Here is a 21,036-nt window from a genome sequence, read left to right as displayed (position 1 = left end):
AGCCGTCGACCGTCCTGCGCCGGTCGGTCCCGCCACCGACACCGCTCCCGCCGCGGATGCGAACGCCTTCCCCGAGGGCGTCATCGTTCGCGCGGCGACCTCCGCCGCGGCATCCGGAGCCGAACACGTCGAGGAGGCCGTCGCGTACGACGCGATCCTGCTCGCCTCGTTCGGTGGGCCCGAGGGCCAGGACGATGTGATCCCGTTCCTCCGCAACGTCACACGCGGTCGCGGCATCCCGGATGAGCGCCTCGAGGAGGTCGCCCACCACTACCGCGCCTTCGGCGGCATCAGCCCGATCAACGAGCAGAACCGCGAGCTGAAGGCGGCCCTCGAGGCCGAACTGGCCCGCCGCGGAATCGATCTGCCCGTGCTCTGGGGCAACCGCAACTGGGCTCCCTACCTGCCGGAGGCTCTCCGCGAGGCGAACGAGCGCGGCTTCACCAAGCTCATCGCCATCGGAACGAGCGCCTACAGCTCGTACTCCAGCTGCCGCCAGTACCGTGAGGACTACGCGAAGGCGCTCACCGAGACCGGGCTCGAGGGCACCCTGCAGATCGACAAGGTGCGCCAGTTCTTCGACCACCCCGGCTTCGTCGCCCCGTTCATCGACGGCGTCTCGGCGGTCTTCGACGAGATCGAGGCAGCCCTGCCCGGCATCGACCTGGGCACCGAGGTCGAGGTGCTGTTCTCGACGCACTCCATCCCGTCGACGGATGCCGACCGCTCCGGCCCGCCCGAACGCGGCTTCGGCCCGGGCGGTGCCTACCAGGCGCAGCACCTGGCGGTGGCCGAGGTGGTCATGGAGGCGGTCGGCGTCGGCCGGTCATCCCTGCCGCAGTGGCAGCTGGTGTTCCAGAGCCGGAGTGGCCCGCCCACCCAGCCGTGGCTCGACCCCGACATCAACGATGCGATCGGCGAGCTGCCGGCCCGTGGCATCCGCGCCGTCGTGATCGTGCCGCTCGGCTTCGTGAGCGACCACATGGAAGTGAAGTGGGACCTCGACAAGGAGGCGACCGACACGGCGAACGAGAATGCGTTGTACAGTGTTCGCGTGCCGACGCCGGGAGTACACCAGCAGTACGTCAGCGGGCTCATCGACCTCGTGCTCGAACGGGTGAACGGTGTGCCGACCGCCGACCGGCCTTCGTTGACCCCCCTCGGGCCCTGGTACGACGTCTGTCGCTCGGGCTGCTGTGAGAACGTGCGCCTCGGCTTCAAGCCCGCGCTCGCCGGGCTGGCCCCGTGACCGGACCTGTTCTATGAGTGGTGCGGCACGATGATCGGTAGGTCCACATGACGCGAACGCTCAGAATCGCCACCCGGGGGAGCGCGCTCGCGTTGGCCCAGACCGGGATGATCGCCGACGAACTCCGACGACTCACGGGGGTCGAGGTCACCATCACGGTCGTGACCACCGAGGGCGACACCTCGCGGGCGTCGCTCGCCAGCATCGGCGGCACAGGGGTGTTCGCGAGTGCCCTCCGGGCCTCCCTCACAGCCGGTGATTGCGACCTGGTCGTGCACTCGCTGAAAGACCTGCCGACCGCTCCGTACCCGGGTCTCGTGTTGGGTGCGGTGCCTCTCCGCGAAGACCCCCGCGATGCTCTCTGCTCCCGCGACGGGCTGACTCTGGATGCCCTCCCCGAGGGTGCGCGTATCGGCACGGGCTCTCCCCGCCGTGTCGCCCAGCTCCTCAGCCTGAGACCGGATGCGACGGTGGTGGACATTAGAGGTAATGTCGACACCAGGCTGGCAAAGGTGTCGAGCGGGGAATTGGACGCTGTGGTGCTCGCTGCCGCAGGTCTCACTCGTCTGGGACGACTTGATGCTGTCTCCGAATTCTTCGATCTCTCCGTCTGGCCCACCGCGCCCGGGCAGGGGGCGCTGGCGATCGAAGCACGCGAGGAGGACAGCATTCCCGAATTGACGCAGATCCAGGACGAACGCACCCGCGTCCGCATTGTGGCGGAACGGTCGGTGCTCGCCGCACTCGAGGCGGGTTGCAGCGCGCCCATCGGTGCCTCCTCGACGCTCGACGGTGACACCCTCACCCTCACCGCCGTGGTCTACAGCGCGGATGGTTCTGCGGAGCTCGGCAGCACGCGGTCGGTGACGCTGGGTGGTGGTGGTGCTGGTGCTGGTGCCGGCTCGGCGCTCGCCGCCGACGAGGCCGCCGCTGTCGGGCTCGGTTCTGCCATCGCCACTCAACTCCTGGGCGATGGCGCCGGCGAACTCGCGCAGCTGGGGTCGAGCATCCGATGACGTCCCACTCTTCGGCACCGAAACCGCTCGCCGGCTGGCGCATCCTCGTTCCCCGCGGCGGGCCCTGGGGCCACGGCGTCGCCTCCGACCTGCGGGCCGTCGGCGCCGTTCCCGTTGTCGCTCCACTCATCAACTTCGCGCCCACCGAGGACTCGGCAGCACTCGAGAGCGCCCTGCAACGCCTCGCCTCCGGTGCCTTCGACTGGCTGACAGTCACCAGTGCGACCACGGTCGACGTGCTTTCGGCGCACCAGGCGCTCGTGCCCACGTCGACCCGCATCGCGGCCGTCGGTGAGACCACTGCCGCCGCGCTCACCTCGGCCGGCTACCGCGTCGACCTCGTTCCGCTCGAGGACAACTCGGCAAAAGGCCTGCTCAGCGAGATGAAACAGTTCGAGGAGGCCGGCGCTTCGCTCCGCATCCTCACCCTTCGGAGCGAGATCGCGAAGCCGGTGCTCACCGAGGGGCTCATCAAGCGCGGGCACTCGGTGGAGTCGGTGGTCGCCTACCGCACGATCGGCGTCGCCGTCGATCCGAACATCCGCGAAGAGGTGATGGCGGGCTTCATCCGCGCCATCCTCGTCACCTCCGGGAGCGTCGCCGAGCAGGTGCAGTTGCAACTCGGGCCGATTCCAGAGACGACGATCGTCGCCTGCATCGGCCCGGTAACGGCGCAGGATGCCCGCAGCTACGGCCTCCGCGTCGACCTCGTCGCGGCGGAACGCTCGGCCGAGTCGCTCATCGAGACGCTGATCGAGGCCGCGGCCGCCCTGCGCTGACGCGCCGCCGTCCGCGCGCTGAGCCACCCTGCGCTGACGCGCGTCGGGTGTCAGGCGGCAGGCTTCGGCGCCGTCAGCTCCAGCGCGATGTTGTCGGGGTCGCGGAACTCGAGGATGAACCCCGACCCGATGTCCTTCACACCCTCGTGCTTCACACCGAGACCGTCGAGCAGTTCGACGGCGTCGTCGAGATCGCTTCGTTCTGCCACGGCGAAGCTGAGGTGGTCGAGCCCGACACGGTCCTCGTCGTAGACGTCGTGGGCCGGCGCGACCGGACGGAGACCCAGCACACCCCCGCCGAACTGGTAGATCACCCCGCCGAACACGAAGGCCAGCTTCTCCTTGGTCTCCGCATCCGCATCGGCAGGGGGCGCCTCGACCAGCACGTCGAAGCCGAACACCGCGTCGTAGAAGGCGCGCGACCGGGCGATGTCGGTGACGGTCAGGCGGAGGTGGGCGAAATCGATGGCGGCAACGGGCACGGTGTGCACTCCTTCGGGTGAGGCTGTCAGCTGCGGTCGGCCGCGGGGCCGATTCCTGCGGCTCTGGATGATCGCGGGGCCCGGGCTCCGCCCCGACCTCGCTGCTGCGACTCTGCCAGCCCCGGCCGCGCCGCGCCTCCCCTTGCGCCGACACCCCGCACCGGGCATCCTGCGCCCAGCCGCGGAGCGTAGGCTTGAGGCATGAACTCCCCCCGGGACGGCGCCCGCGCCGATCTGACCGTGCGTCCCCGCCGTCTCCGCGCCACGCCGGCAATGCGCCGCCTCGTCGCCGAGACGCGCCTGCACGCCGCCGACCTCATCCTTCCCCTGTTCGTGCGGGAGGGAACCGAGCCCAGGCCGCTCAGCTCGATGCCCGGCATCGTGCAGCACACCACCGAGAGCGTGCGCGCGATCGTCAACGAAGCGGCCGACCTCGGGCTCGGCGGCGTGATGCTGTTCGGTGTTCCCGATGCGAAGGACGCGATCGGGTCGGGGGCGACAGACCCCGACGGCATCCTGAACCAGGCGACGCGCGTCGTGGCGGCGGAGGTCGGCGATGCGCTCGTGGTGCAGACCGACCTCTGCCTCGATGAGTTCACCGACCACGGGCACTGCGGCGTGCTCGACTCCGAGGGGCGCGTCGACAATGACGCCACCCTGCTGCGCTACCGCGACATGGCCGTGGCGCAGGCCGAGAGCGGTTCTGAGCTCGTCGGTCTCTCCGGCATGATGGATGGCCAGGTCGCTGCTGTGCGCGATGAGCTCGATGCGCGGGGCTTCCAGAACACCGCGATCCTGGCCTACTCGGCCAAGTACGCCTCGGCGTTCTACGGGCCGTTCCGGGAAGCCGTCGGCTCGACGCTGAAGGGTGACCGCAAGACCTACCAGCAGGATCCGGCGAACCGCCGCGAAGGCCTCCGCGAGACGCTCCTCGACCTCGAGCAGGGTGCCGACATCGTGATGGTCAAACCTGCCATGAGTTACCTCGACGTGCTCGCCGACGTGGCAGCTGTGTCCACGGTGCCGGTGTGGGCCTACCAGGTGTCGGGTGAGTACTCGATGATCGAGGCCGCGGCAGCGAACGGCTGGATCGACCGTGAACGGGCGATCTTCGAGTCGGTCACGGGCATCCGCCGGGCCGGTGCCGACGCCGTTCTCACCTACTACGCACCCGAGATCGCCCAGACGCTCCGCGACCAGTGACATATTCCCCAACCGTTTTCGAAAGGCCCTCCGTGTCCGAGTCCGACGTTCTGTTCGCCCGAGCAAGCATCTCCATCCCGGGTGGGGTCAACTCGCCGGTGCGCGCGTTCCGTTCGGTAGGGGGCACGCCGCGCTTCCTCGTCTCGGCCAAGGGCCCGCACGTGACCGACGCTGACGGTGTGGAATATGTCGACCTTGTCAACTCGTGGGGTCCCGCCATCCTCGGCCACGCCCACCCGGAGGTGGTGCAGGCGGTTCAGGATGCCGCGGCCCGCGGCCTCTCGTTCGGGGCCTCCACCCCGGGCGAGACCGAGCTCGCCGAGGCCATCAGGGCGCGGATCTCCGCGGCAGGCCTCTCTCCAGTCGAGAAGGTGCGGCTCGTGTCGACCGGTACCGAAGCTACGATGACGGCCATCCGGCTGGCCCGCGGATTCACCGGCCGTGACCTGCTCGTCAAGTTCGCCGGGCACTACCACGGCCACTCCGACTCCCTGCTCGCCGAGGCGGGTTCGGGGCTCGCGACGCTCGCTCTGCCGGCCTCCGCTGGGGTGACCGCGGCGACGGCCGCCCAGACCCTGGTGCTTCCCTACAACGATCTGGATGCCGTACGGGAGGTCTTCGCCACGAATGAGGGTCGCATCGCCGCCGTCATCACCGAGGCCGCAGCCGCGAACATGGGCGTCGTCGCCCCCGACCCGGGCTTCAACGCCGCGCTCGCCGACATCGTGCACGAGAACGGCGCTCTGCTCATCGTGGACGAGGTGCTGACCGGCTTCCGGGTCGGCCCGGCCGGCTGGTGGGGGCTGGATGTCTCGGGCGGTACCTCCGGCAGCGGATCGACGCCTCGCGCGGCGGGGTCTGCTGCCCCGGGCGTCGGTCGAGCATCCGGAGCAGACGCGGCCGACGCGCGCGACCGCGGCGCCGAACTGCCGTACCGGCCCGACCTCTTCACGTTCGGCAAGGTGGTGGGCGGTGGCATGCCGCTCGCCGCCCTCGGCGGGCGAGCCGACGTGATGGATTACCTCGCCCCCCTCGGGCCGGTCTACCAGGCGGGAACACTCTCGGGCAATCCGGTGGCGGTCGCTGCGGGATTGGCCACACTGCGGCTCGCCGACGATGCTGTCTATGCGAAGCTCGACTCCGCGGCATCCGCTCTCTCGAACGCCGTCTCCGATGCCCTCGCAGCCGAGGGCGTCGCCCACTCGGTGCAGCGCGCCGGCAACCTGTTCAGCTTCGCGTTCGGCGACTTCGCTGGCGGCGGACCGCGCACCTACGCCGAGGTGCAGGCGCAGGAGTCGTTCCGCTATGCGCCCTTCTTCCACGCCATGCTCGACGCAGGAATCTCCCTCCCGCCGTCGGTCTTCGAAGCCTGGTTCGTGTCCGCGGCACTGGATGACGCGGCAATCGACCGCATCGTCTCGGCGCTCCCGGGCGCGGCTCGTTCCGCTGCCGAGGTTTCCCGGGCAGACTAGTCGCATGGCTGTTCTGTTCGTTCACCCCGATCGTCTCGAGATCCGGTTGACGCGAGCCGAAAAGCTGATGTCGCTGCGGCGGAGCGACATCGAGGTGCCGCTCGACAGCATCCGTTCGGCTGTGCTGACCGAGGATCCGTGGATCTGGGTGCGCGGCATCCGCGCTCCCGGCACGGCGATCCCGTTGACGCTCGCCGTCGGTTCGTGGAAGTTTCACGACGGCAAGGACTTCCTGCTGATCAAGGGCACACGCACTTCTGTCGTGATCGATCTCGACGGTGCGGAGTTCTCGCGCGTGATCGTGACGACGAGGCACTCGCTCACACTGTTGCGCGCCCTGCGGCTTCCGCCGGTCGAGGCAGCGCACGCCACCGAGATCGCGGCCGACTAGGCGTTCCGGGCACCCCGCAGGTCAGACCGAGACCGCGGGCGTCGGTCTCTTTCCGGCGGCGATCGCGGCCAGCCCTGCATGCACCGACTGCCACTCCTGGGCGGCCAGTTCCACGACGGGTGTATCGGCCGGCAGCAGGTCGAGGCACCGGCGGTAAAGCGGCAACGCCTCCTCGTGTCGTCCGAGCGTGACGAGCAGCCGCGCGGTGAACAGGTGGGCGCGGCCGGCGGATGCCCGGTCTGAGAGCCGCTCGTAGAGCCACGCCGCGCGCGCCGCGCTGGCCAGCGCCTCCGTATCGAGACCGAGGTCGTCGTAGGCCCGGGCGCGCGATTCGGTGATGTCAGCGAGGATCCCATCGATGTCGAAAGCCGTTGCCGAGGCCAGATCGAGAGACCGGTCCAGCGTCGCGAGTCCGGCGGTATCGCCGAACGCGCACTGGGCGACCCCGAGCAGGTGCAGCGTGTCGATCTCCGGGCCCGGGTCATCCAGAACGAGGCGCGCCTGATCCAGCGCATGCGCCAGCACGTCAAGGCTGTCGGTGTCGTCGTCGTCGAGCAGGAGCCTGCCGAGCGCGAGCCCTGTGCGAACGGCCCGCCGGGCATCCCGGGCAGCGGAGGTGAGCCGCAGCGCCAGGCTCCAGGTGGCGTAGGCGGCGGCGTCGTCGTCGGAGAGCCGCTGGGCGTGCCCGAGCCAGAACAGCACCTCGGCTCGGTCGGGCTGTTCGTCGGTATGTGCCGGGCCGGCTGGCGTGCCCATTCCGCCCGCGTCGGCCAGCGACCGGTACATACGCGTCAGCTCCGCCACAGCCTCCTCGCCCCGATCGGCAGCGACGAGAGCCCGGGCGAGCCGGAACCGCAGGGCAGGCAGTTCCGGGTGCTGGCCTCCCTGCCCCTCGGCGTTTCCCCCGGCCCCAGTCGGCGCAGATCCGCGTACCGCCTCGGCGACCGCCATCCGCCACGCCTCGGCCACCCCGGCCCGGATCCCCAGCGCCTCGAGCAGCGAAGCAAGCGCCACGCAGGCGTCGATGATCCCTTTGCTGTAGCGCAGTTCGAGGTACAGCGAGAGCGCGCGGTCGGCATCCTCGACGGCCGCGCGAAAGTCCGCGGCCTGCTGCAGCACGCGCGCCCGCATCAACAGCGCGTTCGCGCGGAGCGCCCGGTCGAGGTCGTGCCGCAGCAGACGGTCGAGCGTCGCCCGCGCCCAGATGGCCTGGCCGGCCTCGACCTGCGCGTGCGCGAGCAGCGCCAGCGGTCGTTGCACCGCGACGCTGTCGGGATCATGCCCGCACAGCCCGACCGACGACAGCAGGTACCCTATGGCCTCGGAAGGTTGCCGCCGTCGGAGGCGCAGTTCGCCGAGGGCATTCAGGATGCCCAGCTCCACGTCCGCGCCGTAGCCGTCGTCGCGCACGATGTCGAGCGCGCGTTCGAGGTCTCCCTCCCGGCGTTGGGGGGCGACGCCGAACAGCAGAAGTCCGAGCTCGCGCTCGGCGTCGGCCTGGTCCTGCCTGCCGCCGGTTTCGAGCAGGTCGATGCGGCAGGCAGCGAGTCGTTCGGCACCCGTGAGGTCGTCGGCCTCGACGGCGATCCGGATCCCGAGGTCCCACAGGGCCAGCCGTGCGTCCGTGGTGGGGTTGCCGGGCAGGCGGGCCGGGTGAGTCGCTCCTGCGGCGGGCGGGTTGCCGGGTGGGCGAGTCAGCGGATGAGGTGCGTTGTTGTTGCTGCTGTTGCCGGCGGATGTCGCACCCGAGAGGAGGTCGTCGAATCGCGAAGGCTGCGTTCCCCACCGCGCGTCAGCATGCTCGAGGGGCCCCGTCCGAGCGGTCGCCGCCGATGTTTCCGGCTCCGGCAGCGCGTGCGTCTGATCCTGCACCCGGGCCCGGGCCCGGGCCCGCGCTTGCGGCTGCGGCTGCGCCTGCGCTTGCGGCTGCGGCGGCGGCTGCGCCTGGGCCCGCGCCCTCGGTCGCGCGAGACTCCGCGAGCTGGACTGCATCACCCGGCCGCGCTCAGCATCCTCCCGGTCCAGCTCTTCGTGTGCGCGCCGGAGGGCCTCCTCTGCCCCGCCCCGATCCTCGACGCTCGCCCGTTCCCTCGCTGCCCGCAGCCAGTCGGCGCTCGTGAGCGCGGCCTGCGCCTCACCGAACCACGGAGTCAACGCAAGATCGAGTGCAGACGTGCGGCCGGCCGTCGAATTCTCGGCCGCGTGCGCCAGCGTCGTCCCAGAGGCCGGCGCACGCCCGGACGCTGGGGCGGGAACCGGCGCCGAACGGTGTGATGCGTGGCTGGCCAACGCCTCGCACCGCGCGTCGCTCCGGGCTTCGGCGCGCGCCAGCCGGTCATCGAAGGAGGTGTTCCCGTTCCGCCGGTCGAAGGCGGCGGCAAGCCGCCCGGCTGCGGCCCAGCAGGCGTCCGCCAACGCCTCGGCCGTGACGGGCGCGGCGAGCTCACCGAGAACCGCCTGCAGCGCCGGATGCTCGGCTGCGAGCATCCGAAGCCCCGGCCCCAGCGCGCGGACACCGCCCCCCGCAGCGGGCACCGTCGCCGTCTCGCAGACCACGTCGAGCAGTTCGCCGATCGCGATCAGCACATCGAACTGGCCCGACTCGTCGAGCGGATCCCAGGCGATCGTGTCGAGATGTCGCTCCACCAGCAGCAGCGCGCGTTCGATGCTGCCGCTCTCGAGGAGAAATCTGAGATGAAGCGCGAGCACCGAGAGCTGGCCGGAATCCTCCCGGATCAGTTCGTAGCCGCGGAGGTGCTCGAGGTAGGCGTCGGAGAGCTGCCCCCCGTCGAGAAGTGGTGCCAGCGACTCGGCGATCCGGCGGGCGGGAGTGAAGGCGCCACGGTTCTGGAGCAGTGGATGCCCGGCGGACCCCGTGTCGGACTCCTCGACCAGGCGCAGCACCCGTGCGCGTTGTTCGCTCGCCTCCCTCGCTCGTCCGCAGGCCTCGAATGTCTCCGAGCGTGCTGCCGCGAGGAGGATGTCCGCCTCACGTTGGCAGTCCCCGGACTCGATCGCCCGGGCCTCGATCTCCCCGGCCTCGATGGCCCGGGTCTCGATTGCCCGGCCCGAGCGTTCGTCGAGCAACTGCCTGAGCTCGGCAAGGGCCTGGTCCACCAGCTCGAGAGAATGGCGCGGGCTCCGGGCGAGCGCCGGTGGCACGGCCGCGAACTGCTCGGCGAGGTCGACGTCACCCCCGAAACTCTGCGGTGCGGCGGGGAATCTCTCTGGGTCTTCGAGGTGCGTGTCGAGGCACCATTCGATGGTGTCGAGCAGTTCGCTGGTGTCGCCCGACTGCGCGGAGGCCACCACCACCCGGAGGCGCGCGCTGTAGTGCAACCGTTCGTCACCCGAGAGGCGGGCAACGCGCACCGCTTCATCGAGCAGCTCGCGTCGGAGCGTGCCCGCGGGCAGACGGTCACTCTCGCGGAGAAGGCGCTCGGCATGCTTTTCGTACTGCATGGAGGAGGTCTCTCACCCGGCTCTCTTACTCTGGATCGTCGCGGACAGGGTCTCGCCGACGAGCGGGTCGGGGGGTCAGTAGGGGAGCCGGCCGAGCGACTGGCCGGGGCTCCAGCGGGGACCGGGTGGGGCACCGGAAGTGTCCGAGCGGGGAGTCTCCGGGCGATGGTCGGGGGTGAGGGCGGGTTCGGGCTCGCGACTGTTGCGGAAGCGCTTCGGCCGGGGCTCCCGTTCCGGTCGCCTCGTCTTCTGCTTCGGAGCCCGTCGGCCGCGACCGGGGGTTCCGTTCGTGTCGGTCGGCTCGACGAGTTCCGGCCTCTCAATCCGAGGCTGAACCCGGCGCTGAACCCGTGGCTGTGCTTCGGGCTGGATCTGGCGCCCGGCCTGCGGCACGGGCTGGGCATCGGCGGCTGTCCGGTTCAGCGAGAAGCGAGCCCGCGGTGCGGTCGCAGTCTCCAACGGGGGTTGCTCGGCCTGATTCTGAGTCTGGCGGTCGGGGGTCATCGGGGGTCGAGGCTGTGGACGCTCTGTTCGTGCGTCGACCGGATGATCGTTCGGCGGAAGTGGGGTCTGCTCGTCCGCCGCACTGAAGGACGATCGGCGCAGGGGCGGGAGTGCGCCCACGCCGTCATCCGCGGGTATGCCGCTGCCGGCTGCAGCGAGCGATCCCACGGCCGAAACCAGCCGCTCCACCGGCCCCTGACCGAGTAACGCCCGCCAGAGCGCAGCGAGAAGGGCGGAGGCGACCAGCACCACCGCAGCGGCAAGGGTCAGGCCGAGTCCCGGCGAGACTCCAACAGCCCGGGTGGACAGGGCGGACCACGCTTCACCCGCCGCCGCTGGTGCGAGCAGGATGATCGTGAAGAGCGCGGTCGACGCCGTCAGCGCGAGCGAGCCGAGCGCCGCGACGGGGAACACCACCCAGCGGAGAGCCCGTGACGCCAGGAGGCAGAGCGCCAGGAGGGTCAGCGCCACCGCTGTCGCACCGAGCACCTCGAGCGCGCCCGCAACGCCCGTCGTCCCGACCGCGTCAGTCGACGCCGGTGTCGTCGAGAGGAGGAAGCCGATCAGCACCTGGCTCCGACTTTCGGTTCGCAGGGCACCATCGGCGAGAAACGAACCACCCACGGCCACGGCGAACAGGCCTCCTCCCACAGCCAGAAGGGTGAAGAGCCGCCAGAGGCGACCCCGGGGCAACCTGCCGATCGCCAGCCCGGCCAGGAACGGTGCGCACCAGGTCAACAACGGGAAGGCACCTGTTGCCAGAAGGGTGATGAGATCGTGGAGCGGGGCGACCGCTCCGCTGCCGTTCGTGAGCCCTGGCGCCGCATCGCCCTGCGCTCCTCCGGAGCCAGCTGTCTCACCCGCACCGGCGCCGGTTGCCCAGAGCAGCAGGAGGCCGTTCGCGGCCGGAAGCAGAACCAGGCACACCCCGGAGAGCACGAACAGGCCTCGCGCGTGCCAGCGCCGGACCAGCAGCGCCAGGAAGGCCAGTGCTCCGAGAAGCTGGAGCAGCACAGCAGGTTCGACGACCGACCCGACGCCCGTGCCGACTGCTCCCGCGACAGCACCGAGCGCGAAGATCACTCCGGCGCGCATCGCCACCCGGAGAGCGGCGCTATTGCCGCCGGCCCCCGGGATGACGCCATGCGGGTCGATGCTATCGGAGACGATGCCATCCGGGTCGCCTGCCGAAACGAGCATCCGCGACACCGAGACCCCGCCGACCAAGACGAAAAGGGCCGTGGTCACCAGCGCGGCCAGTCCCACTCCGCCCGCCAGTCCTGGTCCGGCTGCGAGTCCCGATTCGCCGGCCAGCCCCGAGCCCTCCGACGGCAGCGCCCCGCCGGGCATCCCTGCGAGCACCCCGAAGAGCAGCCCGAGCACGGCAAGCCCGCGCGCGACGTCGAGCCCGATCATCCGCTGGGCACCACCGAACAGGCGCTCGGGCGTCCGCGCGAACCAGCCGCCCCTGCGAGCGCCGTCTCCGGTGCGCCCGCCGTCACCGGTGCGCGCGTCCTCACCAGCGCGCCCGCCATCGTCGTCGCCGTCAGGGCCATCCCCCTGCGACCCGCGCACCCCCTGCGAACCGCGCACCTCCCGCGTCGACCGCGCCGCCCGCGAGTGCACGACGGCCACGCCCACGGAGTAGGCACCCGTCTCCCGGCTGCGGTGATCACGGGTCACCGAGCGTGTCGTGCTGCTCGACATGGGCTTCTCTCTGGTCGTGGGTTGTCCCACCCCGAATGCTAGAGCACAAACGAGCGTAATGTGAAACTTACTCAGTTGCTTCCCAGTCGTGGTCGTGGCGCCGGCGGTGCCCTACGGTTGAGGCATGACGCAGATCGAGACGCCCCCGGCGGAGCCCTCGCCGGTGCCGTTCGTGCCGCGTTCCACCCGCGGTCTTCCCGTGCCGGAGCGCCGCCGGGCGTCGCTCGAGATCGTTCTCGACAACGTCTTCTTCTTCCTGGGTGCGGTGGCCGCGGCCTGGCTCGCCTATCTCCTTCTGTCTGAGACCTTCAGTCGCGGGTTCGAGTACGTCTGGTTCCTCCTCGTCTTCTGGTTGCTGCTCGCGTACCTGCTGCTGCCGCGCATCCACAGCATGCTGACGCTGATCTACGTGCCCGACTACTTCATCGGGCGGGCCCGCACGCACGAGGGACTGCTCGGCGACCCGGTGAACCTCGCGCTGTTCGGGTCGGAGGCCCAGCTGCACACGGCGATGCTGGCCGCCGGATGGCACAAGGCCGACGAGGTCGGCTTCCGCAGTGCGCTCCGCATCGTGACGTCGACGATCTTCCGCCGCAGCTACTCCGATGCGCCGGTCAGCCCCCTCTACCTCTTCGGCAACATCCAGGACTTCACCTACCAGCAGGAGGTCGCCGGCAATCCCGCGAAGCGCCACCATGTGAGGTTCTGGAAGACGCCGACCGGGTGGCTGCTGCCCGGCGGGTATTCGGCCGAATGGATGGCCGCCGGCACCTACGACCGCAATGTCGGTCTCTCACTTTTCACCCTGCAAGTCACACACCGGATCGAGCGCGAAACGGACATCGAGCGCGACCACATCGTGACCACGCTGGAGCAGGCGAACCCGCAGGGCGTCTTCGAGGTGATCCGCAACTTCTCGACCGGCTACCACGCAGTGAACGGCGGTGGTGACGCGATCACGACAGACGGCGATCTGCCGATCATCGACCTCCGCGCGGTGCCTGCCTCGGCGGCCGGTCTCCAGAGCGCCACCGTGGTCGACTCCGCTCTCCTGCCTGCCGATGCGCTGCTGCTCGGGCAGAACGTGATCCAGACAGCCCGCGACTCGGGGTCGTCGAACCGCGTCAAACGGCCAATCTCGATCTACGTGAGCTACCTGCTCATGGTGGTGCGCGGCGCGATCGGAGTGGGTTCCGTCATCGCGGTGCTGACGACCTGGGCCGAGAACATCGCCACTGTCACCATCGAGCTCCCCGTCGGTCTGGATGTCGACTCCCATGACCTGGCGAACGCCGTGCTCTGGGCGGTCATCGGTGCAGCGATCTTCGGGTACCTGGTCTACCTGCTGCTGGCCCAACTCGTGTTCGCGGGCTTCAACTGGGCCCGCTTCCTGGTGCTCGGCATCAGCCTGCTGGGTGCGGGTACCGTGGCGATCGACTACTTCACGAATGGCACAGCGATCACGCTCACGACCGGGTTGGTGAACCTCTCCTTCGACATTCTCGTGCTGTTCTCGCTGTCGAGCGCAGACGCGCGGGTGTTCGCGCGCCAGCGCCGCATCCGACGTCTGGCAGCTCGCGAGGCGCGCCGCAATGCTGCGCTGACCGTGGGTCGGGCGGAACTCGCCTCCTGACATCTCGCATTTCTTAAACTGACGTTCCCTCAGTATAGTCCTCGGTGGGGAGGATCTGAGGGCTTCGGCCAGTTGGGGTGTGGGAGTGCGGTCGACGCGTTCTGTTGTCTCTGTTTCGTTCGCGGTCTCGCTCGCGGCGGTGCTGTTGGTGGGCTCGCCCGTGCGTGCGACGGCGGTCGAGCATCCAGAGCCGACGCTTGCCGTGCCGGCGGCGGACTCTCCCGTCGACCTCTCCGCGTCTCCTGAACTCCCGGTCGCCGAGACTCCCACGGTCTCTGCGGCCGATGTTCCGCCTGACACGGCTTCACCCGATGTGCCGCCCGCAGGTCCCTCGGGCGATGCAGCGCTGCCGGTTCCGACGGATGACGACCTGCAGGACTTCGACCCGGCCGGCAGTGCCGTGGTCGCGCACGACGAGTACTCGGATTCGTACGAGGGCCCGAACGGGTCGAGGATCTCGGCGGTGTCGTCGACGCCGATCAACGTGCAGAACGCCGGCGGCGCATGGGTTCCGATCCAGACCGACCTGCAGACCACCGGCGCCCTGTCGTTCTTCGGGCAGGGCGGTGCGAAGGTCGACGACCATCCGCTCCATCCGGAATTCGCCGAACACGCCGACGATCGCAATCTGCTCCGCCTGACGAAAGGCGGCGAGACGATCGGGTTCACTCTCCGCGGCGCGTCGGCCTCCGTGCTGGAGCGGGATCTCGCCCCGTGGTCGTCGAGGAAGAACCATCTGGAGTACCGCGCCGTCTTTCCGTCCACAGATCTCCTCTACGAGGTCCATCCGGCCGGAGTGAACGAGGTCCTGCGGCTCAACCAGCGGCCCGCCGACACCCCGACCTGGACCTGGGAGGTGGATGCGCGCGGTCTCACGGGCGCGATGGATGCCGACGGCGGCATCACGTTCTCCGACGCCTCGGGCGCCCCGGCCTTCTCGATCCCGGCGCCGACGATGTGGGACTCCTCCGGTTCCGGTGGGATGGGCGACGCTGCGGCCGGGCCCGTTCGACTCGGCCTGCGGCAGGAGAACGGCCACCAACTCGTCACCGTCAGCCCGGATGCCGCGTGGTTGGAAGACCCGGCCAGGGTCTTCCCCGTCTCCGTCGATCCAGCGGTCGGTTCTAGCGACAACGACGAGGAGCTCGCCTACCGGAGCAGCGACGGCAGAACCGTCAACCTCACGAACACGAATGCGGGTGTGTGGGCCGGCAATTCGAACGGCCACGGGATGTGGCGCACGATCGTGCACTACAACTACGAGCAGTTCTTCGGCAAACAGGTGCTGGGAGCAACCATCGGCGTCACCGGTGTGTACCCGGGCTACAGCTCGGATCCGCACCCCATCAACGTCAGTGACATCACCTGCACGGGTTTCCCCTGCCCGGGTACAGGGCTCGGAACGATCCCGGCCGACAATGTCACCGGTGGGCAGACCAACCCTGCCGACCCACGGCTGCAGTACAAGATCGCCGACTGGATCCGCGGCGGCAGTTCCGGCTTCCGGTTCATGCTCGGGGGCGATGAGACCCCGGGTCAGTTCACCCTGAAGAACGTCGAGACCCGCCTGCTCGTGCAGTACCTCGACTACCCGTCGACCGGGGACAGCCCCTCGATCGCGTCCGGCTCGAAGAACGTCGGGCTGACGCCCACCCTCAAGGTCGACGGATCGACCTCGCCGGACGGTCTGCCGCTGAATCACCTGTTCCGGCTGAGCACGAATCCGAATCCCGATCTCGACATCGTCTACGACTCGGGCTGGCTGGGAACGACCGACTCGATTGTGGTGCCGGCCCTCCGCCTGAGGCCGAACACGACCTACTACTGGAAGGAGCATGTCTACAACGGGTACTTCAACGTCTACCCGGCGTATCCGGTGTGGCCGAACAGCAGAATCTACTCGTTCACCACGAACAATCCGGCCGTCACCCTGCAGTCGACGGCATCACCGGTCGACCGAGCCGTCGTCTCGACGACCACACCCGACTTCCGGGTCGCGCCGACGACGCATCCGAACGGTCTCGCGTTCACCTACGACTTTCGCATCGCGACGGGAACGGATGCTGTGACCGGCGCCGTGCTCGACTCCGGCTGGCAGACCGGCACGACCTTCACGCCCACCGACGCGACATCCCTCCAGGACGGCGGCACGTACAGTTGGTCGGTCCTGACGAAGGATTCGAGCGGAATCTACGGGCCGAGCTGGGTGAGCACCTTCACGGTCAACAAGCGGCTCGGCGCCGGCGGGCCCTCACCCTCTGATTCGGCGGGCCCGGTCTCGGTGAACCTCGCCACGGGAAACCTGTCGATGCAGGTCGCGTCACCGATGGTGACGACGGTGGGCGGACCGATGGGGATGTCGTTCAGCTACAACTCGCAGGCCCCGTCCAACGCCGGTCTGAACGCGCGGTACTTCAACGCCCAGGCCCCCGGGGCAACGTCGCCGACGTACGACATCGACCACGCGACATCCGTGATGTCCCGGGTGGACCCGTCGATCAACTTCAGCTGGGGTGTGGGCTCGCCTGCCGCAGGGGTCGACGTCGATCACTTCATGGCGGAATGGGACGGCTTCGTACGTTCACCCGACGAGACGGCCACGTCTTACCAGTTCGGCTGGAGCAGGGACGACGGGGTCCGGGCACGGGTCGGCGGCAGCACAGTGATCGACCAGTGGACGACGAGCGCCGGCAGCGGGTGGGGTACCTCCAGTTCCCTGTCCCGCATCCCGGTTGCGCTGAACGTGCAGTACTACGAGAACGAGGGCGGTGCATCCTTCCATCTGCTCGCCCGCAAGACCGGCGACACCGGGGCGGGCTTCATCGTGCCGGCGAGCTGGTTCACCAGAAGCGTCGCAACGCTCCCCTCCGGCTGGTCGAGCTCCACCCCGATCGCGGGGCCGAGCGGGTACTACTCGAGCGCACGAGTGGCCGAGGGTTCGGTCATCCTCACCGACGCCGCCGGTGCCACGCACACGTATACGAAGTCCGCCACCAGCGCCGGCACGTACACGCCGCCCGTCGGTGAGGCGGGGATTCTCGCCATCGACGCCTCGGGGCAGATCAGCCTGACCGACGAGGCCGGCACAACCTACTTGTTCGGCGCAGACGGGAAGGTGAGGGAGGTCACCAACCCGGCGGAGGCCCGGAAGCCGGCAGCACCCGTCGTGCGCTTCCGGAGCGACACGGGAGCAGTCGACACGATCAGCGACCGGCTCTCGGCGAACTCGTCGGGCGGTTACGACCGACAGGTGAGGTTCATCTACACGACCGACACGCCAGCGACGGCAGGACTGGATGCGGCGGATCTCTCGAGTTCCCGCGTGTGCAAGACCAACCCGGCGACCTTCACCCCCGCGGCACGGCAGAGCGTCGGGCCCCTGCTCTGCCGGATCGTCTATCCGAATCACCAGGTCGGCTCACCGGACTTCACCGAGCTCGAATACGACACCAACGGTTACCTGGCGCGCATCACGAACCCGGGCAGCGCCCGTACCTCCTTCGCGTACGACAGTGCCGGCCGGCTCGCCTCCACCCGTGATGTGCTCCAGAACGACTGGCTGCTTGCCGACAGCTCGCACACCGGGGGCGGGCAGAACCGCACGGACATCGCCTACGACCCGGATCCGGCCAGGAACAGGGTCGTGAGCGTCTCGCTGTCGTCGGCGGACGGATCCAGCACCACCGACAAGCCGACGAAGAGGTACACCTACTCCAGCGCGCCGGTCGCGGCAGCACCCGGGGTGGCGGCCGCCGACGGCACGACCTTCGTCGACCTCGTCGACTTCTCGACCGGCGCTGCCCTGCCGAACACCACGGGCACGACCGGGCACGCCCAGACCGTCACCTTCGACGCGAATGCCCGGGCGACGAGCGCCACGTCGGCCACGGGTCTCCGCGCCTCGACCGTCTGGAACGAGCGGGACCAGACGCTCTCCGTCACCAGTGCGCAGGGACTCACGAGCACCACCCTCTACGACAGGGCCAACCGACCGAGCGAGAGTTACGGCCCCGCGGCGACGAGCTGCTTCGCGGCGGGCCGCTACATCCCCGATGCAGCCTGTCTGACCACCACTGCTCACACGACGACCGCTTACGACGAAGGGCTGACCAGCCTCAACGTCGCCTACTACGACAACGCCTCCTTCTCAGGCGCACCGAAGGCCTACAGTCTGGGGATCCCCGGCAGTGCGGGTGTTGGCGTCATCAGCAGAACGTGGGGTACGACCTCCCCAGCGACAGGGATCCCCGCCTCCGCGTGGGCGGCCCGCCTGACGGGCCGGATCAGCTTCCCGGTGGCAGGCGACTACACCTTCAGCACCGTCGCTGACGATGGCACCCGGCTGTGGATCGACAACGTGCAGAGAATCGACGACAACGTCTCGTCTGCGGCGCATCGCTCGCCGGCCAGTACCCGTGTAGCGGTCACGGCGGGGCAGAGCCTTCCGATCAGACTCGACTACGCTAACCAGACCGGCCCCGGTGCCAGTCTCGTTCTCGAATGGACGCCACCCGGAGCATCCGCACCGGTCACGATTCCCGCCGCACAGCTGACTCCCGACTACGGCCTCGCCACCACAACCAGCTCCTTCGACTCCGCGCCCCCCGGAATCCCGGGCATCAGCGGCGCGCGGGTGCCCGGCATCCAGACGAGCACCGACTACGGCAGTTCGCCCTGGCTCGGCCAGGTGACCGCGACGATCGTCAACCCCGAGGGCGTCAAACTCACCACGACCACCGGTTACGAGACATCCGCCGACGGCTACCAGCGGCGAACCTCCCGCACGCTCCCGGCGGGCAGCGGGTCCACCACCTACAGCTATTACAGCCCGAGGGGCGCGTTCGAGGAGCTCTACCCCGCCGCCCACTACACGGGCCCGGTGTGCGGTGTCGCCCTCGGCACCCCGCAGTACGGACTGCTCCGAAAGGTGACCAGCCCGCTCTCCGCCGGCAGCACGGTCCCCGTGTCGACGTGGTACCTCTACGACCGGATGGGCAGAGTGGTCGGCACCACCGACGACGACTCCGGCACCTGGTCGTGCATCACCTACGACGCCCGCGGCCGGGTCGTCAAGACGACCGTCCCAGCGTTCGGCGTGGGGGCCACTCTCCAGCCCGCCCGCACCGTCACAGCGAACTTCGCCGTCGGGGGTGATCCCCTCCGCAACAGCATCACCGACTCGGGCGTCAGCTCGACGACCACGGCGGGCGCCGTCACCTCGACCGTCGACTTCCTCGGTCGCACCACGTCGTACACCGACGTGTGGAACACCGTCACGACACCCAGCTACAACGCGCTCGGGCAGGTCACGCGCACGGTGACGGTCGCGAACGGCCGCACCGCGACATCCACCGAGGAATACGACTACGACGCCGAGGGCCGGGCCATCCGCGTCACCGACAACGGCAAGGTCGTGGCCGCGCCTGCGTACGGCACCTCAGGAGTCAGCCTCGGGCAGCTGGTGTCGGTCGCCTACCCCTCGGCTGCCGGCGGGGGCGGCAACGGATCAGCCCTGGCGGGCGTCGGGCGAAACAGCGTCGGTGCGACATCGTCTCTCAGCTGGACCTTCCCGGCGGGGGCAGCGATGACCGACGCGGTCATCCGCTCGCAGTCCGGCCGGATCCTTCGCGACAGCACCACCGACGGCACAGCCGCCGCAGAGAATTCCACCTACTCGTACGACACCGCTGGCCGGCTCGCCACCGCAGCGATCCCCGGCCACGATCTGACCTACGGCTATGCTGCGGCGGGCGGATGCGGCGTGAGCAGGGCGGCTGGCCTGAACGGCAACCGCACCAGCTCGACGGACACCGCCGGCGGCGTGACGACCACCACCGACTACTGCTACGACAACACTGACCGGCTCACGTCCTCCAGCGTGACGAATCCCGTTTCGGGTGCCAACCCGGTGAGCGATGGCCTGGCGGCCGGTGATCTGGCCTACGACGCGCACGGCAACATCACGAAGCTCGCCGACCAGACCCTCGGCTACGACTCCGCCAACCGCCACATGGTCACCATCCTCGCCAGCGGAACCACGATCACCTACTCCCGCGACGCCTCCGGCCGGGTCATCTCGCGCACCACCGTCGTGCCCGGCACCGGTCCGGGAACAGGCACCTCGACGGTCACCTACCTGTACGCCGGCGGTGGCGTGCCGGTCATGGTTGTCGACGGGTCGGGTGCACCCTCACGGATGCTCTCCCTCCCCGGCGGCGTCAGCGTGGTCATCCCGCCGACGTACAACCAGACCTGGTCGTACCCGAACATCCACGGCGACATCATCGTCACCGCGAACCAGTCCGGCGCGCGCTCGCCGCAGTACCGCTACGACCCGTTCGGCCAGCCCCTCTCCGCCACCGGCGCGATCGGCACCGCAACGAGTGACGACGCCACACCCGACAACCTCCCCGGCTCCGCCGACCACGCCTGGGTCGGCGCCAACAGCAAGCTGTACGAGCACGAAGGTTCCGTGGCGACCGTCGAAATGGGCGCGCGCCAGTACGTGCCCGCCCTCGGCCGCTTCCTCGGCGTCGACGCCGTCGAGGGCGGCAACTCGAACGCCTACACCTACCCCACTGACACCATCAACGGTTTCGACCTGTCCGGCAACCGCGGTTGCGTCGGCTCGGAGTGCAACGGTCTCGCGATCGGTCGGAACGGAAGCGTGAGTGGCGGAGCCCAGAAGCTCAGCAGGGCCATGATCACGCAGCGGACTTGGCAAGCTAGGACGCCATGGTCGGGCCACTTCGACAACGACTGGTACTGGCGGACGGTGGCATCGATCGACAACTTCGCAGCAAGCATCGCCTCGTTCGCGAGCCTAGTTCCAGGCCCGACTTCGATCCCCCTAGCGGGAGTATCTCTCGTCCTCGGAGGAGTGGCGACAGGCGTTGATACGACGCGAGCTGCGAGCGGTGTAGCCGGTGCGTCGTGGGGTATCGTCTCGCTAGATGCGATCTTCCTGCTTCCCGCAGTCGGCGATGCATTCCGATTAGCAAAGATGAGGTCGATTTCGGAGGCTTCCTCGTCGTTCACGGCGATTTGGGGCGGTCAGTGGTCTGCGGCCGCAGCCATATTTGGGCTTGCGGACCGGGGATCGATCTCTGCGACGTGGCAGCCGTGAGACTTTGCGTAC

11 protein-coding genes are annotated in these 21,036 nt (G+C 69.3%); 8 read left to right on the top strand and 3 right to left on the bottom strand.

Going from position 1 to position 21,036, the window contains the following annotated elements:
- Nucleotides 1-82: 82 nt before the first annotated feature.
- From FB464_RS14295 to FB464_RS14285, 3 genes are read left to right on the top strand one after another with little or no spacing between them, the layout of a single operon-like run.
- Nucleotides 83-1,249: a ferrochelatase gene (locus FB464_RS14295; protein ID WP_246093200.1), complete on the top strand. Its 1,167-nt coding sequence runs from the start codon at nt 83-85 to the stop codon at nt 1,247-1,249.
- Between the two features lie 47 nt (nt 1,250-1,296).
- Nucleotides 1,297-2,265: a hydroxymethylbilane synthase gene (hemC, locus tag FB464_RS14290; protein WP_116413259.1), complete on the top strand. Its 969-nt coding sequence runs from the start codon at nt 1,297-1,299 to the stop codon at nt 2,263-2,265.
- Nucleotides 2,262-3,044, top strand: coding sequence for a uroporphyrinogen-III synthase (locus FB464_RS14285; RefSeq protein ID WP_116413260.1), 783 nt, complete (start codon nt 2,262-2,264; stop codon nt 3,042-3,044). The genes hemC and FB464_RS14285 overlap by 4 nt, the downstream gene beginning before the upstream one ends.
- 50 nt (nt 3,045-3,094) lie before the next feature.
- Here the strand turns inward: FB464_RS14285 and FB464_RS14280 are convergent, their stop codons facing one another.
- On the bottom strand, nt 3,095-3,526 hold the full coding sequence (locus FB464_RS14280; RefSeq protein ID WP_116416390.1) for a VOC family protein: 432 nt from the start codon (nt 3,524-3,526) through the stop codon (nt 3,095-3,097).
- Nucleotides 3,527-3,727: 201 nt separating this feature from the next.
- Here FB464_RS14280 and hemB point away from each other — a divergent pair, with 201 nt between their 5' ends.
- The 3 genes from hemB to FB464_RS14265 are packed head-to-tail and all read left to right on the top strand — an operon-like array spanning nt 3,728 to nt 6,592.
- Nucleotides 3,728-4,729: a porphobilinogen synthase gene (gene hemB, locus FB464_RS14275; RefSeq protein ID WP_116413261.1), complete on the top strand. Its 1,002-nt coding sequence runs from the start codon at nt 3,728-3,730 to the stop codon at nt 4,727-4,729.
- 32 nt (nt 4,730-4,761) lie between these two features.
- On the top strand, nt 4,762-6,201 hold the full coding sequence (gene hemL, locus FB464_RS14270; protein ID WP_116413262.1) for a glutamate-1-semialdehyde 2,1-aminomutase: 1,440 nt from the start codon (nt 4,762-4,764) through the stop codon (nt 6,199-6,201).
- Between the two features lie 4 nt (nt 6,202-6,205).
- On the top strand, nt 6,206-6,592 hold the full coding sequence (locus FB464_RS14265) for a hypothetical protein (RefSeq protein ID WP_116413263.1): 387 nt from the start codon (nt 6,206-6,208) through the stop codon (nt 6,590-6,592).
- A gap of 21 nt (nt 6,593-6,613) precedes the next feature.
- Here the strand turns inward: FB464_RS14265 and FB464_RS14260 are convergent, their stop codons facing one another.
- Nucleotides 6,614-10,054 carry a hypothetical protein gene (locus FB464_RS14260; RefSeq protein WP_116413264.1) on the bottom strand — a complete coding sequence of 1,147 codons (3,441 nt, stop codon included), beginning with the start codon at nt 10,052-10,054 and terminating at the stop codon, nt 6,614-6,616.
- 75 nt (nt 10,055-10,129) lie between these two features.
- Nucleotides 10,130-12,265, bottom strand: coding sequence for a hypothetical protein (locus FB464_RS14255; protein ID WP_116413265.1), 2,136 nt, complete (start codon nt 12,263-12,265; stop codon nt 10,130-10,132).
- A 124-nt stretch (nt 12,266-12,389) separates the two neighbouring features.
- Here FB464_RS14255 and FB464_RS14250 point away from each other — a divergent pair, with 124 nt between their 5' ends.
- Together FB464_RS14250 and FB464_RS14245 are read left to right on the top strand one after the other, a co-directional pair.
- Nucleotides 12,390-13,898 carry an LssY C-terminal domain-containing protein gene (locus tag FB464_RS14250; RefSeq protein WP_116413266.1) on the top strand — a complete coding sequence of 503 codons (1,509 nt, stop codon included), beginning with the start codon at nt 12,390-12,392 and terminating at the stop codon, nt 13,896-13,898.
- An 85-nt stretch (nt 13,899-13,983) separates the two neighbouring features.
- A complete protein-coding gene (locus FB464_RS14245; RefSeq protein ID WP_116413267.1) occupies nt 13,984-21,024 on the top strand; it encodes a PA14 domain-containing protein in 7,041 nt (2,346 codons plus the stop codon).
- The last annotated feature ends 12 nt before the right edge of the window (nt 21,025-21,036 follow it).

The sequence above is a fragment of the Subtercola boreus genome, from assembly GCF_006716115.1.
Lineage (GTDB): Bacteria > Actinomycetota > Actinomycetes > Actinomycetales > Microbacteriaceae > Subtercola > Subtercola boreus.
This window is presented reverse-complemented; position numbering and strand designations above follow the sequence as displayed.

Bases quoted from the DNA above. Each gene is read 5' to 3' on its own strand.
- FB464_RS14255 (WP_116413265.1), bottom strand. From the start codon at position 12,265: ATGTCGAGCAGCACGACACGCTCGGTGACCCGTGATCACCGCAGCCGG.
- hemC (WP_116413259.1), top strand. From the start codon at position 1,297: ATGACGCGAACGCTCAGAATCGCCACCCGGGGGAGCGCGCTCGCGTTG.
- hemB (WP_116413261.1), top strand. From the start codon at position 3,728: ATGAACTCCCCCCGGGACGGCGCCCGCGCCGATCTGACCGTGCGTCCC.
- FB464_RS14260 (WP_116413264.1), bottom strand. From the start codon at position 10,054: ATGCAGTACGAAAAGCATGCCGAGCGCCTTCTCCGCGAGAGTGACCGT.
- FB464_RS14285 (WP_116413260.1), top strand. From the start codon at position 2,262: ATGACGTCCCACTCTTCGGCACCGAAACCGCTCGCCGGCTGGCGCATC.
- FB464_RS14265 (WP_116413263.1), top strand. From the start codon at position 6,206: ATGGCTGTTCTGTTCGTTCACCCCGATCGTCTCGAGATCCGGTTGACG.
- FB464_RS14250 (WP_116413266.1), top strand. From the start codon at position 12,390: ATGACGCAGATCGAGACGCCCCCGGCGGAGCCCTCGCCGGTGCCGTTC.